The sequence below is a fragment of the Asticcacaulis sp. genome (assembly GCF_027484505.1).
In the GTDB taxonomy this organism is placed as follows: domain Bacteria; phylum Pseudomonadota; class Alphaproteobacteria; order Caulobacterales; family Caulobacteraceae; genus Asticcacaulis.
In genome coordinates, this window is record NZ_JAIXSV010000226.1 from 1 (window position 1) to 13993 (window position 13993).

Genomic DNA, 13993 nt, shown 5'->3' on the forward strand with positions numbered 1-13993 from the left:
GAGGAGGACGTGATTCGCAAGGTGCTGGGCGATCTGACCGCTTCCAACATCCCCGTGCGCGAGACAGAGGTGCGAACCAAGGTGGTTGAGTTTCTGGCTCAGGCGCGCGAAGCCCTGAAAAACGAGCAGTGAGATATGAACCCGGCCCGCAAGGCCGGGTTTTTTAATGGTGGGGCGTGGGGATGCTGAAATGGATTGGACGCAGCGTTTTTTATGCGGCTATCCTGATTGGCGCGGGTTTGTCGTTTTATTCGGCTTCCGAAGCGTCAAAGGTCACGGTGCGTAATATATCCTCACCCCGCGCTGAGTATACTATTCCCTACGAAACGCATGGGGGAACCGTGTACATCAGTGTGCAGGAGGACAGGATTGTGAATACGCTGTCCAAGGCTGTATTTGCAGGCATTTTTGCCGTTATAGCTGTGGGGCTTGTGGTCAAAAAGGTGCGAGAGCTTCGTTAACCCTTCGCGTCCGTCGTTACACATTACCTGACAAACCGCCCGGTGACTGCAAACCTTGGTGCGCCGGCGTAGGCGGCGAGAGAGGCCACCGAGCGCGGTTGGTCTCCGGCATAGAGGGCCAGATCGTTGAGACGCGGCATGATACCGCCTTCGATATCGCCTGACGGTGAATGAAACAAAATCTGCCCGCCCCAGTCCGAGCGCCAGTCGTGGGTGAAGTTCCACTCAAAAGTCAGGGCGGCCTGCGCATCCGTATGCATGGTGAAGAAGTCGCCGGGACGATAGCCGGTGGCGATCAGGCTTTGCAGTTTCAACCCCGACAGACCGGTCAGGTTTTCGCAGAAGGCTGCAAATTCCGCCGACCACAAAAGTTTAGCAAGAGCAAACAGCGGATGGTCTTCGCCCAGATTCATCAGTGCCTCTTTTGAGGTCAGGTCGTAGCCAAGGTGCAGGAAGCTTAAGCCCGTCTGGGCGCGTTCGGCGGCGGCGGCGAGGCGATCCTGAATCTCCGACGGATTGAGCGTCTCAAGCTCGGTGCGCGACAGGATGTCCGGCTGGCCTTCGCTATCGACCAGATGCAGTTCCCACAGGGTCTGCTGCTCCAGCGCGTGATGAACGGCGTGGGCGTCCTCGTGCGACAAGGCGCCTTCGAGACGGATGCGGCCCTTGCGCGCAAAGCGGTCGCGGTAGCCGGCAAAGTCGAAGGCATCGGTCATAAGGGAGAGGGACATTGGAAGACCTTTCGGGAGACCTTTGACAAGTAAGAACCCCCACCACCGCATCTCACCTGCGGTTCGTGCGGTCCCCCTCCCCAGCAAGCTGGGGAGGTATGCCTTTCGCGAATATCTCATGCCTTTGATGCAGAAGAGATATTTGTGAGTTCTCAACGGCCGGATGCGGTTAGCATCTTCGGCCGGTGGTATAATATGGCTATTCCCCAAACACGCGGGCGAAAATCGTATCGACGTGCTTGGTGTGGTAGCCGAGGTCGAAGAAGGGCTCAAGCTCGGCGCGCGTGAAGAATTTCGACACGTCCTCGTCGGCGCTGAGGAAGTCGAGGAAGTTGCCTTCGCCGCGCCAGACACGCATGGCATTGCGCTGAACCGCCGAATAGCTGTCTTCGCGCGACATGCCCTTTTGCGTCAGGGCCAGCAGCACGCGCTGTGAGTGGACGAGGCCGCCCAGTCGGTCGAGATTCTTCTGCATGTTTTCCGGATAGACCAGCAGGTTTTCGACGACGCCCGCCAGACGGCGCAGGGCGAAGTCGAGATGCACGCAGGCGTCCGGCGCGATGCCGCGTTCGACCGAGGAATGCGAAATATCGCGTTCGTGCCACAGGGCGACGTTTTCCATGGCCGGAACCACCGCTGAGCGCACCAGACGCGCCAGACCGGTCAGGTTTTCGGTCAGGACGGGGTTGCGCTTGTGCGGCATGGCCGACGAACCCTTTTGCCCCTTGGAGAAAAATTCTTCGGCCTCCAGCACTTCGGTGCGTTGCAGGTGGCGGATTTCCACGGCCAGACGCTCGATGGATGAGGCCACGACGCCCAGCGCCGCGAAGAAGGCGGCGTGACGGTCGCGCGGGATGACCTGAGTGGAGACGGGCTCGACGCTCAGGCCCATCTTTTCGGCCACATAGGCTTCGACGTCGGGCGAGACATTGGCAAAGGTGCCCACGGCGCCGGAAATGGCGCAGGTCGAGATTTCCTCGCGCGCGACTTCAAGGCGCTTTTTGGCGCGCACGAATTCGGCGTAATAACCGGCCAGCTTCAGGCCAAAGGTCACCGGCTCGGCATGGATGCCGTGCGAACGGCCGACAGTCGGGGTGAACTTGTGCTCAAGGGCGCGCTTTTTCAGTGCCGCCAGCACCAGATCAACGCCTTCGATCAGCAGATCGGCCGAACGCTGAAGCTGAACCGCGAAACAGGTATCGAGCACGTCGGAAGAGGTCATGCCCTGATGCAGGAAGCGCGCTTCGGGTCCGACGATTTCCGAGACGTGGGTCAGGAAGGCGATGACGTCGTGTTTCACCGTGCGTTCGATCTCGTCGATGCGGTCCGAATCGAATTGTGCGTCCTTGCCCTTGGCCCACAGGGTTTCGGCAGCCTCCGTCGGGATGACTCCCAGCTCCGCCATCTTGGTGGCGGCGTGGGCCTCGATTTCGAACCAGATCTTATACTTGGTCGAAGGGTCCCAGATGGCGGCGGCGTCCTGACGGGAATAACGGGGGATCATGGCAAGGTCCGGTCTGAGAGAGATAAAAGGGGGATAAAATGGTCGCGGTTCTGTTGGGCGGATGCGTCCTCTGAGTCAAGATTTAAATGTACTTTTCGCGCCGGGCAGGGTTTGGTAGGGCAAGTTACTGACAGCGCTGACATAGGCGCGGATATTGAGGGAGAAACGGGATGAAACAAGCGCTTTTAGCCGGCGTCGTGATGGCATGCCTGGGGGGCGTGGCGATGGCCCAGCCGAACCTGCCGCGGCCCTATCAGCATCACTATATGGAATTCCCGACGCTCAATCAGACTGGCTTTCAGCCGGATTCGCCCAAAATCGCCGTCTACGCCGTGCCCGAAGACGCCCCTGCGCCCGCCGGCAGAACATGGCCCGCCATAGACTGGGTGGTCAAGGACGCGGCCAATACGGTCGTGCTGTCCGGACGCAGCGAACCGTTCGGCCTCAATGCCGGGTCGGGCAAGGTGGTGTACCAGATCGACCTTTCCGCCCTGAAGACGCCCGGTAGCGGCTATGTGGTCGGCGTGAAAAACGGCGACATCTATAAGGTCAGCGCGCCTTTCGACATTCGCGCCGATGTTTATCAATCATTGAAATACGACGCTCTGGCCTTCTTTTATCATCAGCGCGCCAGCGTGCCGATCGAGGCAAAGTATGTCGGCGACCGCTTCGCGCGGCCCGTGGCGCACGAAAAGGAGATCGTCACCTGCTGGGGGCCGAAGGACCATCGCGGCAACACGTGGGGCGGTTGTCCTTACACGCTGGATGTTTCCAAAGGCTGGTACGATGCGGGGGACCACGGCAAGTACGTGGTCAATGGCGGCATCGCCGTGTGGACGCTGATGAACGCCTATGAGGTGGCGCAGGCGCGCGGTGACCGCAGTTTTGACGATGGCCGGGTGAAGATTCCCGAAGCGGGTAATGGGAAGAACGATCTGTTGGATGAAGTGCGCTTTGAGATGGACTTCCTGCTGGCCATGCAGGTGCCGGACGGGCAGACCCTGAACCTGCCCTTAGGAAATCAGCACAAGTCTCTGGACAAGCTCACCTTTACCCGTGTCGATGCGTCGGGCATGGCGCATCACAAGATGCACGACGAACACTGGACCGCCATACCCATGCCGCCTCATCTCGATAAGGAAAAGCGCGGCCTCAGCTATCCTTCGACGGCGGCGACGCTCAATCTCGCGGCGACGGCGGCGCAGTGCGCGCGGGTATTCAAAGGCGTGGATGATGCCTATGCCGACCGCTGTCTAACGGCGGCTAAAAAGGCCTATGCGGCGGCGAAGCGCGTGCCCGATGCCTATGCCATCGACGTGCTGCCGGGCGGCGGCGGGGGCTATGGTGACGGCCACCTGAGTGACGAGTTCTACTGGGCGGCGGCGGAGCTTTATGCCGTCACGGGTGAGGCGGCCTATGCCGAGGATGTGAAAGCCTCGCCGCATTATCTGACGGCCGCGGATTTCAGCTGGGGCAAGACGGATACGCTGGGCACCCTGACGCTGGCGACGGTGGACACGCCTCTGCGCGCCGCTGCACGGCAGGCGGTGGTACAACGCGCGGCGGCCATGCGGGCGGAAACGGCCGGGCAGGGCTATCATATCGCCTTCAACAAGCCCTATGTCTGGGGCTCGACGGCGGATTTCATGAACCGCGCCATGCTGTTCGCCCACGCGGCGGATGTCAGCGGTGAGGCGGCCTATCGCGCCGAAGCCGTCAATCTGATGGATTATGTTTTGGGGCGTAACCCGCTGAATTTCAGCTATGTTTCGGGGTATGGCGAACGCGCCATGCAGCATCCGCATCATCGCTTCTGGGCCAATGACGGCACCTTGCCGCCCCCGCCGCCGGGCGTCATCGCCGGTGGGCCCAATCAGAACCCCTCGGACCCCGATGCCAAGGCCCGTCTGAAAGGCTGCGCACCGCAAATTTGCTATGTGGATCATATCGGCAGCTATTCGACCAACGAAGTGGCCGTGAACTGGAACGCGCCGTTGTTCTGGGTGGCGGCGTGGCTGGATGGCACGCGCAAGTGACAGGCTTTGAACTGGGTTAATTTACCCGAAAGACGCGAGTCGGGTTGGCGGCAGGGTTAATAAGGCGTTAAGATTGCCGCAACTGATTTGTCTGTGAGGGTGCTGAGATGAGGAACTGGACGCTGAACACCGGCGTGTCGCTGATGGCGCTGGCGGTCATGGCGTGTGGTACGGGCGCATGGGCGGCTAAGCCTGCGGTCAAACCGGCTTCCCCGGTCCTGAAGGACACGCCTTCTGCCTATGGCGCATCCGGCGCGCAGGGCGTTTATATGGGTGAAGCGAAAGCCCCCGTAGTCAGTCCGTCGTCGGCGAAGGCGGACTGCCCCGATGGCGCTGTGGGCGGCGACCATCCGGACCTGCCGCCGGCCGTGGTCAAGGAGGCGCGTCCCAACCAATGCTACACGCGTCTGATGAAAGCGCCGGTGCTGGAAACCTATGCAGAAAAGGTGTTGGTGGAGCCTGAGCGCGTCGAAACCCGCACCCTGCCTGAGGAATGGCGCTGGGCGGAGCGTCAGGTCGTCGATCAGCCGCAGCGCGTTGAGCGCAAGGTGATCCCCGCCGTGACGCGCAAGGTGATGGAAGAGCGCGTGGTCCAGCAAGCCACGTGGCGCGAAGAGCCCGTACCGCCCGTGTTCGAAAAGCGCACGGAAAGTGTGATGGTGCGCCCGGCCCGTCAGGAATGGGTGCGATCCGAAGGGATTGCCACCGGTGCCGCGCTGGTTACCCCCGGCGATCATCAGCCTGTGCGTTACCGCGCCGATGGCATGCTCACCTGGCCGGGCAAGGAGCCGGTCGCGATTCAGGGTAGCGCCGAGACGACCGAGTACCTGCAAAAGGGCTCGGCCCAGACGATCTGGTGCCTGAAAGAGGTGCCGGCCGAATATAAGCAAGTCGAGCGCATGGTCGAGGTGCAGCCCGCGACCGTGCGCCGGATCAAGGTGCCTGCCAAGGTCGAAAAGGTTGAGCGGGTCATTGTGGAGCGCGAAGAGCAGGTCATCGAAAAGGTGATCCCGGCCACCTATCGCACGGAAAAATATAAGGAAGTTATCAAACCGGCGCGCACCGAATCCTATACGGTGGCCCCGGTCTATAAGACGGTCGATAAGACCCGCGCCGTGAAGGCTCCTGAGCCGGTGTGGCGTGAAGTCCTGTGTGAACGCAACACCACCCCGGCCAAGATCAAGGCCATTCAGGTGGCTTTGAAACAGCGCGGCTACGATCCGGGTCCGGCCGACGGCACGTTGGGGACGAAGACGGTGGCGGCCATGCAGAAGTTTCAGGCCGATCAGGGCCTGCCGCAGGGCCAGATTTCGGTCGAGGCGGCTGAGGCCTTGGGCGTGAAGATACATTAGAGCGCTTTCCGAAAAGTGTGACGCACTTTTCGGATAAAAAAGCGCGTTAAACCAAAAAGTTAGAGCGCTATTTCGATTCGGAATGAACGAAATACGCTCTAAGATGGGGAGGGCCGGTGCAGGGGGCACCGGCCTTTTTTGCACTTGGCGGTCCCGACGCTCGGCGAGGGGCGAAAACAAAGGCCAGATCAATAACTGAAAAACATATTGATCTGGCGTGTCACCAAATGGCCGGTTTCTGCGTATAGTCTTCTGTAATGCCAACGACCGAAGATGCTGCTCGCATCCGGCCGTTGAAAACTCGCGAATATCTCACCTGTGTCAGCGACATGAGATATTCGCGAAACGCATACCAAGGTCATTTTCAATGACCTTGGTATAACCCACGGAGACTGTCCATGCTGATCCGCCACGCCCCCGACCTGACCGAAAACGATGTCACCCCAAAGGACATCTATGTCCGGCGGCGCGAGATCATGGCGGCGGGGATTGGCTTCGGTCTGGGGCTGGCCGGGACAGCGGCACAAGCGGCGCAGGTGACGGGCAAGCTGAGCGCCAGGCGCACCTTCTGGACCAATGAGACGCCGACCGACCTCGAAGCCGTGACGGGTTACAACAACTTCTATGAGTTTGGCACCGATAAGCTGGAGCCCGTCAAATACGCCTCGGCCCTGACCACGCGGCCGTGGACGGTAAAGCTCGACGGCGATTGCGCCAAACCCCAGACGGTCGATATCGAAACCCTGCTCAAGGGTGCGCTGGAAGAGCGCATCTACCGGCTGCGCTGCGTCGAAGGCTGGTCGATGGTCATTCCGTGGATCGGTATTCCGCTGGCTGAGGTCATCAAGCGCGCCGAACCCTTGTCGAAGGCCAAATATGTGGCCTTTGAAACCGCGCTGCGGCCCAAAGAAATGCGTGGCGTGTCCGACCGCATCCTGCAATGGCCCTATGTTGAGGGCCTGCGCATGGATGAGGCAATGAACCCGCTGGCCCTGCTGGCCGTCGGGCTTTATGGCGACCTGCTGCCCAATCAGAACGGCGCGCCGATCCGGCTGGTCGTGCCGTGGAAGTACGGCTTCAAGTCGATCAAGTCCATCGTGCGCATCTCGTTCACCACGCGCGAGCCGCCGACCTCGTGGAACCGCTATGCACCGCGTGAATACGGCTTCTATTCCAATGTGAACCCGCAGGTCGATCACCCGCGCTGGTCGCAGGCGTCTGAGCGCCGCATCGGCGAATTCAAGCGCCGCCCGACCCTGATGTTCAACGGCTATGCCGACAATGTCGCGCACCTCTATGCCGGTATGGACCTGAAAAAGTACTACTGATGAAGGCGAAGCGCGGGTTTACGCCGGATATCGCCCTGATCTGTGGCCTGTGCCTGTTGCCGGTGCTGTGGTTGGTGTGGCGGTTTTTTCAGAACGATCTGGGGGTTAACCCGATTGAGACGGTGGTGCGTCAACTGGGGGTCTGGGGGTTGCGGCTCTTGGTGCTGGGGCTGGCCCTGACGCCACTGGCGCGTTTGCTGCGGCAGGGGTGGCTGATCCGCTGGCGGCGGCCCATTGGCCTGTTTGCCTTTGGCTATGTGACACTGCACCTGCTGAGCTATGTGGTGATCGACCAGTATTTCGACTGGGCACAGATCTGGTCCGATATCCTCAAACGGCCCTATATCACCTTTGGCATGGCGGCCTTTGTGCTGCTGATCCAGCTGGCTCTGACCTCGTTCAATGCGGCGATCCGGCGGCTGGGTGGGGTGGGGTGGCGCAACCTGCACCGGCTGATCTATGTGATCGTGCCGCTTGGGGCTCTGCACTATTTCCTGCTGGTCAAGGCCGACAAGACGATGCCGATGGTCTATGCGGCGATCATCGCGGTGCTGCTGGGTTGGCGCGTCTGGGAATGGGCGAGGAAGAAGGTTTAGCCACCAAAAACACGAAAAAACACGAACGGCAAAGGCTCAAACTGACCCATCGGTGAAATGTGGCTTTACCTGTTTCAAAGCGTTTTTCAAAGCGCTTCAATCGGGATGTCTGAGAACGCTTTTTCGTGGCCAGACGTTTAAATCGCGCCGACCTGTTTCATGCTCAGCACGCCTTCGCGGCCGACGATCAGGTGGTCGTGGATCGCAATTTTCAGCGGCTTACCGGCGGCGATAATGGCCTTGGTCATGTCGATATCGCCCTGCGACGGCATGGGGTCGCCGGAGGGGTGATTGTGACTCATCCTGATGTGGAAATAAAATGTTGATTTATAATGGAAAAATAAAGTCCCGAAAGGTTTGGGGTTTGTTTATTGGGATGCTTAAACTCTCAGAGCGCAATGATGCTCGTCCCCGAACAGAATAGCTGGCCTAAAATGCGGCTTCGCTCCGCGATGTTTCTTTGTCGAACTCTACGCGGGGCCTCGCATAAAGGGGGACCTGATTCGTTGGTGATTTAACGCTTGGGATCGGCCGGTTTTGGCCCTTAAGAGACATAGGCGATGGAATTTAAAGCGCGGAAAGCGGCCATGCGCAGACGTAAGAAGCGGTGAGAAAGACCACGCCCATCAGGACATCCTGGGGGGCAATTTTTTTGTTTTCGAGCTGACCACAGTGCGATGGAGGATATGAGAAGTCTCCGATTTAGTCATTGTCCTCGACACTATATCCGTAGCGCTTCAGGCGTTTCGCGGCGGTCTTGCGTTGATTCGAGGTGAACTGATTACGCCACCTTGGCTGAAGCGACAGGGCTTCGACTGATATGCGCAGCAGCTTTTCTTCCCAAAGGAGAGTTAAGCCGCTTTGTGCCTCCCTTGCATCAAGTAGCCGTCGTGCCGTTTCCAAACCGCCGAGCGTTTCGAGCATCCGGACGAACCCGGCGAGGGGCGTTCTCGGGGTGCGGGCAACCCGATAGGTCTCGAATAGAGCGGCCTTGAAATCCGGATGATCGGTTAGGACTTCCTCGTCATCTTTTGCCCTGATTGCATCGAGGACCGCCACCAATTCGCCGATCGTTCCTCTTCCCCATTTGCTGCTTTTTGTCGGAAGTGCCCGCGAGATTGCCGAGGCGTGCTTCTCGATGGCGGCCTTATCCTCGTCAGATAGGGTGAGCCGTGGCGTCCCGGGGTGCTTGATCCCAGCAATGGCGCGGACCCACGTCAGTGTATCGGTTTCGATCTTTGGCGAGGTCGACTTGAAGTAGCCGGTGAATTGGCTCTCTATTCTGCTGAGTTTGAATTCGATGATCTGCTCCCCGGCTTCGATCTCTTTCCAGTCCTCATAGCAGTCCCAGCCGTTCAGCATGGGATTGGCCTTTCGTTCGCGTTTGACCTCGTCTTCGCCGGCTGCACTGAGGTCTTCCGACCAGAAGATAAAGGTGACCTTCTCCCAGCCCTGATGTTCAGGATCATTGCGAAACGCGGCGATAAGATCGTACGTCAGACGTTGGCCGGTAGGGGCGGAGCGCGCGCGTTTTGACCATACATCTTCAGCGGCGTCGATATCCCCGTCATCAATGGGATCAGCGTCAAGATATTGGCGATCGAACCAGTCTCCAATCTCGTCGATCATCCCTTGGTCGCGCAGGAGCACGTTGGCTTCCGACCAGGACTTTAGCTCTGCGCCTTCGACGGCCAGCCCATTCGAGGAGGCGTTTGACGAGCCGAGCAGCACGCCTTCAGGTGTCCAATAGACCTTACCATGCAGGCGGGGGAGAGTGCGGAGGGCGCCGTCCGGGCAGAGCGATTTTAATCGGCGGATTTCGGTCGGATTGCACGCGCCGGAATCGAGATTACACACGATGCGCAGATCGATATTGGGTCGGTCAAGCCCAAGTACATCGGCTGCACCCAGTCCCCAGAACGCGACGGCAATCCTGACCGTGCTGCCAGAACCGACAAGTTCCCTGAGGGCCTTACGAGCCCCGACCTCATCCAGAAATTCCATGCCATCCCCTCCGCGGAACACTTTACTTCAAGTCGATCTACCGCGATGTTGCGCTCCTAGTTTCGCAGTGCTGCGGGTTCGCTCAACTCACGCTGCGGGGTCGGGCGAAGGGCCAGGGTGACTCTGGCTCTCAGCATTTTTTCCATGGTTTCCCGAAGCGGTGGAACCTCTTGGAACATCTTATCGCGCAAGGGATACCGGTTCGGTCTGGGGTCCGGCATTTCTTCCTCCATCTTCCATTCGTCGAGGGCATCGTGGATCAGGGCGTCAATCTTGCCGATCGGTTCGAGAATTTCCTCATCCAAGAAGATACTATGATCGAGACGATAATTCCGAAATGCGACCCAGTCAGACCAGGCTGTGTTGAACTTTCGATGTATCCAGAGGTTGGACACGATCTTCTGCCGATCAAAGGGCTTGGTCTCTGCCAAGACCTTGTCGATATCTTCCTGCCCGATTTCAGCCTTTGACAGCATGGCCTGGATTTGGGCATCGGTGAGACCCACGACCCCGGGGGCCTGTTGCAAGCGGTTCAATAGATCCTGCGCGCTGGAAACCGAGCGGATCAGCAGTTTGTGCGATTCCGACAGGGCAGTGAATTCCTGCTCGAAAAACCGTGCGGCCCGTGACACTTCGCCCTGGACGCTGCCCTTCAGGAGCTCAATCTCGAACTGGTGAGCGTATTTCAGCTTCTCCATAGCCCGGTCAAATTTTGAATCCACATACTTTTCGCCCCACCGTTTGACGACGAGGTAAGCGATGCCGCCTGCGGCAGGGAGTGTGACGACGGCGAGGGTAACGCCGATCTTGATGACCAATCCCCAATCGATCATTTTTTGTCATTCCTTCTTCGGCTTACAGCGCTATCTATAGCCTATAGACACCGATTCTGAACCTTGGAGACTGTCTGGCGTCAGCGTGAATGGGCCAGAATTGGGTTGTTGAGTTAAGGAGCGTTTGAACTGCTTCTACGTGTTTTGCACAGTTCACAACAGTGGTCCAATACTCTGCCTCATTGACGGTATTTGAGTATTATCTGTTGAAGCGGGGTCAAGAAAGCTGAGTGCACGTCAACCCTGCATCTCAGTGCGGCAGCAACATAACCATTTATGTCCGGTTTGGGGAAGGTCTTCTCATCAAGAGTGAAACTTCTCCTTTGGGCGCGAATGCGCCGTTGCATCCTTACCCTAACAGATACGTGTTTTGCACGCTGACGCTCTCTATGGTGTGGTCTGGTGCAAGATGCGACTGAGTTGGGGGGATGACGATGTTAATCCGAGTCTTGTTTGCCTGGGGGGCACTACTGGTTGCGATTGCAGTACCTGCCAAGGCAGACCCCATAGAAGTTCGCGCCGGAGCTGCAACCTATATCGTTGACCCCGCTACTCTTCAGATTGATGCCCGAGATGCCCAAAATGAACGCATCCCCCTAATGCGAGGAACCGGCGCATCTGGTAAGGTTGGCGTAAGACAAGACGGCGCGTCTTGGTTCTGGATGACGCAGGAAGGGCAGGCGGTTCAGATAAGGGCCGAGGGCGACAGCTTGCACATTTCTGTTGCGGGTAAGCCGAACACGCAATGGACATGGGCGATGGGGCGGGTAAGTGAAGGCACCTGGATCGTGCCGGATGGTGAAGGCATGGCGTTTGACGTCAATGATCCCTTCTGGCGTAGCACCTATAATCGAAATCGCTGCATGGGCGGGACGACGGCTCTGTCGTTTCCAGCGTGGGCTCATCTAACAAATCTCCGTTCTGTCACCTATGCCCTTGATGACGGGTTTCAATCCAAGCTCTGCGTGCAGGACGCCGACGGACTTCAGGCGAATCTGTGGCATGAGTTCGGTGTAGGCAGCGAAAAGCTCGAACTGCTTATTCGTCTGGGAGAACCCGATCCTTTGGCGCCCGCCCTGTTTTACAGGCAGTATCTGAAAGAAAAGGGGCGCCTTCAGACCTTTGCTGACAAGAATGTTAAAGATATGGGGCGGTTGTTCGGGGCCCCTCATGTTTATGTCTGGGGAGACGGTCGAGGTCTTAACTTTCTCGACGATGTGAAAGCCCTGGGGATAGACAAACTGGTCATAAGCTACGATCAAGACCCCCGTACCAATAGACATATCGTCGGGCCCGATTATCTTAGAAAGGCCCACGCGCTCGGTTATCTCGCAGGCCCTTATGAAGCCTTCGACAATGGCCAGCCCGAAAAAACCGCTGACATGCCGTCGGCTATCTGGGGTGCCGATCTTTACCCTTCCGGGTGCTTGAGGGACGCTAAGGGTGAGATCGTCGTGGGCTATGGCAATCGAGGTTGCTACATGTCGAGCAAGGCCATTGCCGACCACCCGAAGGGCTTCATCCCGGCGAAACGTTATGCCGCTCACCGTGCAGGTGGCGCCAGTCAGGTTTTCGTGGATGTCGATGCGTTTGGTACCTTTTACGACGACTTTAGCTCAGACCACCGGATGAACAAAGCTGAGGATCGGCAAAACCGACTTAAGCGTCTGGAAATGGGGATCAAAACCTTCGACCTTGTTCAGGGATCAGAGAATGTGACCGCCTGGAGCGTTGATGTGGCGCACTACTCCCATGGAACCGGTCAGGCCCATACCATCGCGGTTTGGCCGCTGTTAAGCGATAAGCGTTTCAACGGGTATTGGCCGCCAGACAGGCCACCTGTTTATTTTGGCCGCTTTACGCCGACAGCCGAGGAGGCGAGGGCACTGTTCGGGCCTGCGGATCGGCTTCCGCTTTTCGAAGCGGTGTATCACGACGATCTTGTTTCCATAGATCGTTGGGAGTTTAGCCTAACAAAGGTCGCAGGCCTCGAACGTCTTCGTTATGCCCGAGCCCTTCTTTACGGCAATCCCACGATCTGGAACCTGGATCGCAAGGATCTGGGCATTTATGGCCAGTTGCTGAAGCGTGCCTATGCCGATTTCCAAGCCTTACATGGCGTCAATTCGCCCGTCGCCCTGACACGGTTTGAGTGGCTGTCAAGTGACCGTCTTGTCCAGCGTGTGTACTATGCTGATGGACGGGTATTGACGGCGAACTTTGGTTCGACATCGTGGCAAGGTATCGGTCCTCAGTGCGTAAAGGCCGTCGGCCTTCGCGATGGAGACAGGTTGATATGCCCGCCCAGCCTTCCAGCGCAATAAATCCACTTCTCACGGTGGGCGCGGAAAGCGACCCTACGGATTGAGGCTCTGTATTGTTTACGCGGTTACGCCGAGTGTGGAGTCAAACATAATCTCATTTCCGCTTTTGGGCGGCGGCAAATTTGTATCGGGAATGTCCGCCTAGGGCGCGAGGAGGACCATCCTGACAACGGGGTTAGTCAGCTCAAGAAACGGTGTCCCCATGCTGGCTTCTGATTAACCGGCATCACCGGGAAAAAGGAAACGGACCCCTTGCGTTGCCGCCGGGTGATAGATGGTTGCGTGGCTTTCCTCATTGAGCGGACGATAGGCCCATACGAGGTTATCGGCAGGGTTGTCTTTCAGCGCGGCTACCAGACTATCCACGCCCGCCTGCATTGTGCCCCCTTCACTGCCAATTGAAAGCCAGAGGGTTCGCGGCGTCGTTGCCTTCGTTCTCAACAATGTGTCGGACATTTTGGACAGATTGCCATAGTCCCACCACAGGCTAGGGCTGACGGCGATATACTTCTGAAACTGTCCGCCAAAACGCAGGAAGGTATCGACCACAAACAGGCCCGCCAGCGACTCGCCCATGATCGCATTAACCCCGTCTGTACGATAGGCTGCATCGACCAGAGGCCTTAACTCTTCGACCATAAACCGGCGAAAGAGGGCGGCCTTTCCGCTGGTAGGCAGCTTCTTTATTTCTTCTGGATCGGTCGTGGGCGGGGTGAGTTCGGCCTTGCGGTCCTTGCTTTCGATTCCGACAACGATCACGGGCGCATTGGCGCCCCACGTCCCGCCCTGCTGGACCATGCCTGCGATGTGCGCGAAATCCTGCC

General features: G+C 58.3%; 13 protein-coding genes. 7 read left to right on the forward strand and 6 right to left on the reverse strand.

The genetic code is table 11. The annotated features are described in order from the left end of the window. The first annotated feature begins 9 nt into the window (after positions 1-9). On the forward strand, positions 10-132 hold the full coding sequence (locus Q0072_RS13505) for a hypothetical protein (protein ID WP_298331096.1): 123 nt from the start codon (positions 10-12) through the stop codon (positions 130-132). A 50-nt stretch (positions 133-182) separates the two neighbouring features. Further along, the gene (locus tag Q0072_RS13510; protein ID WP_298331071.1) at positions 183-461 is read left to right on the forward strand and encodes a hypothetical protein; all 279 of its coding nucleotides are present in this window, start codon (positions 183-185) and stop codon (positions 459-461) included. A gap of 23 nt (positions 462-484) precedes the next feature. Here Q0072_RS13510 and Q0072_RS13515 read toward each other — a convergent pair whose 3' ends face one another. After that, positions 485-1192, reverse strand: a complete 708-nt coding sequence (locus Q0072_RS13515) for a 2OG-Fe(II) oxygenase family protein (protein WP_298331074.1) — start codon at positions 1190-1192, stop codon at positions 485-487. A gap of 199 nt (positions 1193-1391) precedes the next feature. After that, on the reverse strand, positions 1392-2696 hold the full coding sequence (gene purB, locus Q0072_RS13520; RefSeq protein WP_298331076.1) for an adenylosuccinate lyase: 1305 nt from the start codon (positions 2694-2696) through the stop codon (positions 1392-1394). 170 nt (positions 2697-2866) lie between these two features. On the opposite strand from purB, the gene Q0072_RS13525 reads away from it, so the two are divergent. From Q0072_RS13525 to Q0072_RS13540, 4 genes are all read left to right on the forward strand, one after another. Then, the gene (locus Q0072_RS13525) at positions 2867-4732 is read left to right on the forward strand and encodes a glycoside hydrolase family 9 protein (protein WP_298331078.1); all 1866 of its coding nucleotides are present in this window, start codon (positions 2867-2869) and stop codon (positions 4730-4732) included. A 107-nt stretch (positions 4733-4839) separates the two neighbouring features. Further along, on the forward strand, positions 4840-6084 hold the full coding sequence (locus Q0072_RS13530; protein ID WP_298331080.1) for a peptidoglycan-binding protein: 1245 nt from the start codon (positions 4840-4842) through the stop codon (positions 6082-6084). 398 nt (positions 6085-6482) lie between these two features. Beyond that, the gene (gene msrP / locus Q0072_RS13535) at positions 6483-7412 is read left to right on the forward strand and encodes a protein-methionine-sulfoxide reductase catalytic subunit MsrP (protein WP_298331082.1); all 930 of its coding nucleotides are present in this window, start codon (positions 6483-6485) and stop codon (positions 7410-7412) included. Beyond that, a complete protein-coding gene (locus tag Q0072_RS13540; RefSeq protein WP_298331084.1) occupies positions 7412-8008 on the forward strand; it encodes a sulfite oxidase heme-binding subunit YedZ in 597 nt (198 codons plus the stop codon). The genes msrP and Q0072_RS13540 overlap by 1 nt, the downstream gene beginning before the upstream one ends. Positions 8009-8145: 137 nt before the next feature. Here Q0072_RS13540 and Q0072_RS13545 read toward each other — a convergent pair whose 3' ends face one another. The 3 genes from Q0072_RS13545 to Q0072_RS13555 form a co-directional block, all read right to left on the reverse strand. After that, positions 8146-8310 (reverse strand): JAB domain-containing protein, encoded by a 165-nt coding sequence (locus tag Q0072_RS13545; RefSeq protein ID WP_298331086.1) that lies wholly within the window; start codon positions 8308-8310, stop codon positions 8146-8148. A 400-nt stretch (positions 8311-8710) separates the two neighbouring features. Next, the gene (locus tag Q0072_RS13550; protein WP_298331088.1) at positions 8711-10012 is read right to left on the reverse strand and encodes a phospholipase D family protein; all 1302 of its coding nucleotides are present in this window, start codon (positions 10010-10012) and stop codon (positions 8711-8713) included. 56 nt (positions 10013-10068) lie between these two features. Continuing rightward, entirely contained in the window at positions 10069-10845 is a 777-nt protein-coding gene (locus Q0072_RS13555; RefSeq protein ID WP_298331090.1) for a hypothetical protein, read from the reverse strand. Between the two features lie 428 nt (positions 10846-11273). On the opposite strand from Q0072_RS13555, the gene Q0072_RS13560 reads away from it, so the two are divergent. After that, positions 11274-13169 carry a glycoside hydrolase gene (locus Q0072_RS13560; protein WP_298331092.1) on the forward strand — a complete coding sequence of 632 codons (1896 nt, stop codon included), beginning with the start codon at positions 11274-11276 and terminating at the stop codon, positions 13167-13169. A gap of 216 nt (positions 13170-13385) precedes the next feature. On the opposite strand, the gene Q0072_RS13565 is transcribed toward Q0072_RS13560, so the two are convergent. Next, positions 13386-13993, reverse strand: a 608-nt coding sequence (locus Q0072_RS13565; protein WP_298331094.1) for an alpha/beta hydrolase-fold protein, incomplete at its 5' end; no start/stop codon positions are given.

What these genes read in the sequence shown, in the direction of transcription:
- Q0072_RS13550 (WP_298331088.1), bottom strand. Translation starts at nt 10,012, where the DNA reads ATGGAATTTCTGGATGAGGTCGGGGCTCGTAAGGCCCTCAGGGAACTT.
- Q0072_RS13540 (WP_298331084.1), top strand. Translation starts at nt 7,412, where the DNA reads ATGAAGGCGAAGCGCGGGTTTACGCCGGATATCGCCCTGATCTGTGGC.
- Q0072_RS13530 (WP_298331080.1), top strand. Translation starts at nt 4,840, where the DNA reads ATGAGGAACTGGACGCTGAACACCGGCGTGTCGCTGATGGCGCTGGCG.
- Q0072_RS13555 (WP_298331090.1), bottom strand. Translation starts at nt 10,845, where the DNA reads ATGATCGATTGGGGATTGGTCATCAAGATCGGCGTTACCCTCGCCGTC.
- Q0072_RS13560 (WP_298331092.1), top strand. Translation starts at nt 11,274, where the DNA reads ATGACGATGTTAATCCGAGTCTTGTTTGCCTGGGGGGCACTACTGGTT.
- Q0072_RS13515 (WP_298331074.1), bottom strand. Translation starts at nt 1,192, where the DNA reads ATGTCCCTCTCCCTTATGACCGATGCCTTCGACTTTGCCGGCTACCGC.
- msrP (WP_298331082.1), top strand. Translation starts at nt 6,483, where the DNA reads ATGCTGATCCGCCACGCCCCCGACCTGACCGAAAACGATGTCACCCCA.
- Q0072_RS13545 (WP_298331086.1), bottom strand. Translation starts at nt 8,310, where the DNA reads ATGAGTCACAATCACCCCTCCGGCGACCCCATGCCGTCGCAGGGCGAT.
- purB (WP_298331076.1), bottom strand. Translation starts at nt 2,696, where the DNA reads ATGATCCCCCGTTATTCCCGTCAGGACGCCGCCGCCATCTGGGACCCT.
- Q0072_RS13525 (WP_298331078.1), top strand. Translation starts at nt 2,867, where the DNA reads ATGAAACAAGCGCTTTTAGCCGGCGTCGTGATGGCATGCCTGGGGGGC.
- Q0072_RS13510 (WP_298331071.1), top strand. Translation starts at nt 183, where the DNA reads ATGCTGAAATGGATTGGACGCAGCGTTTTTTATGCGGCTATCCTGATT.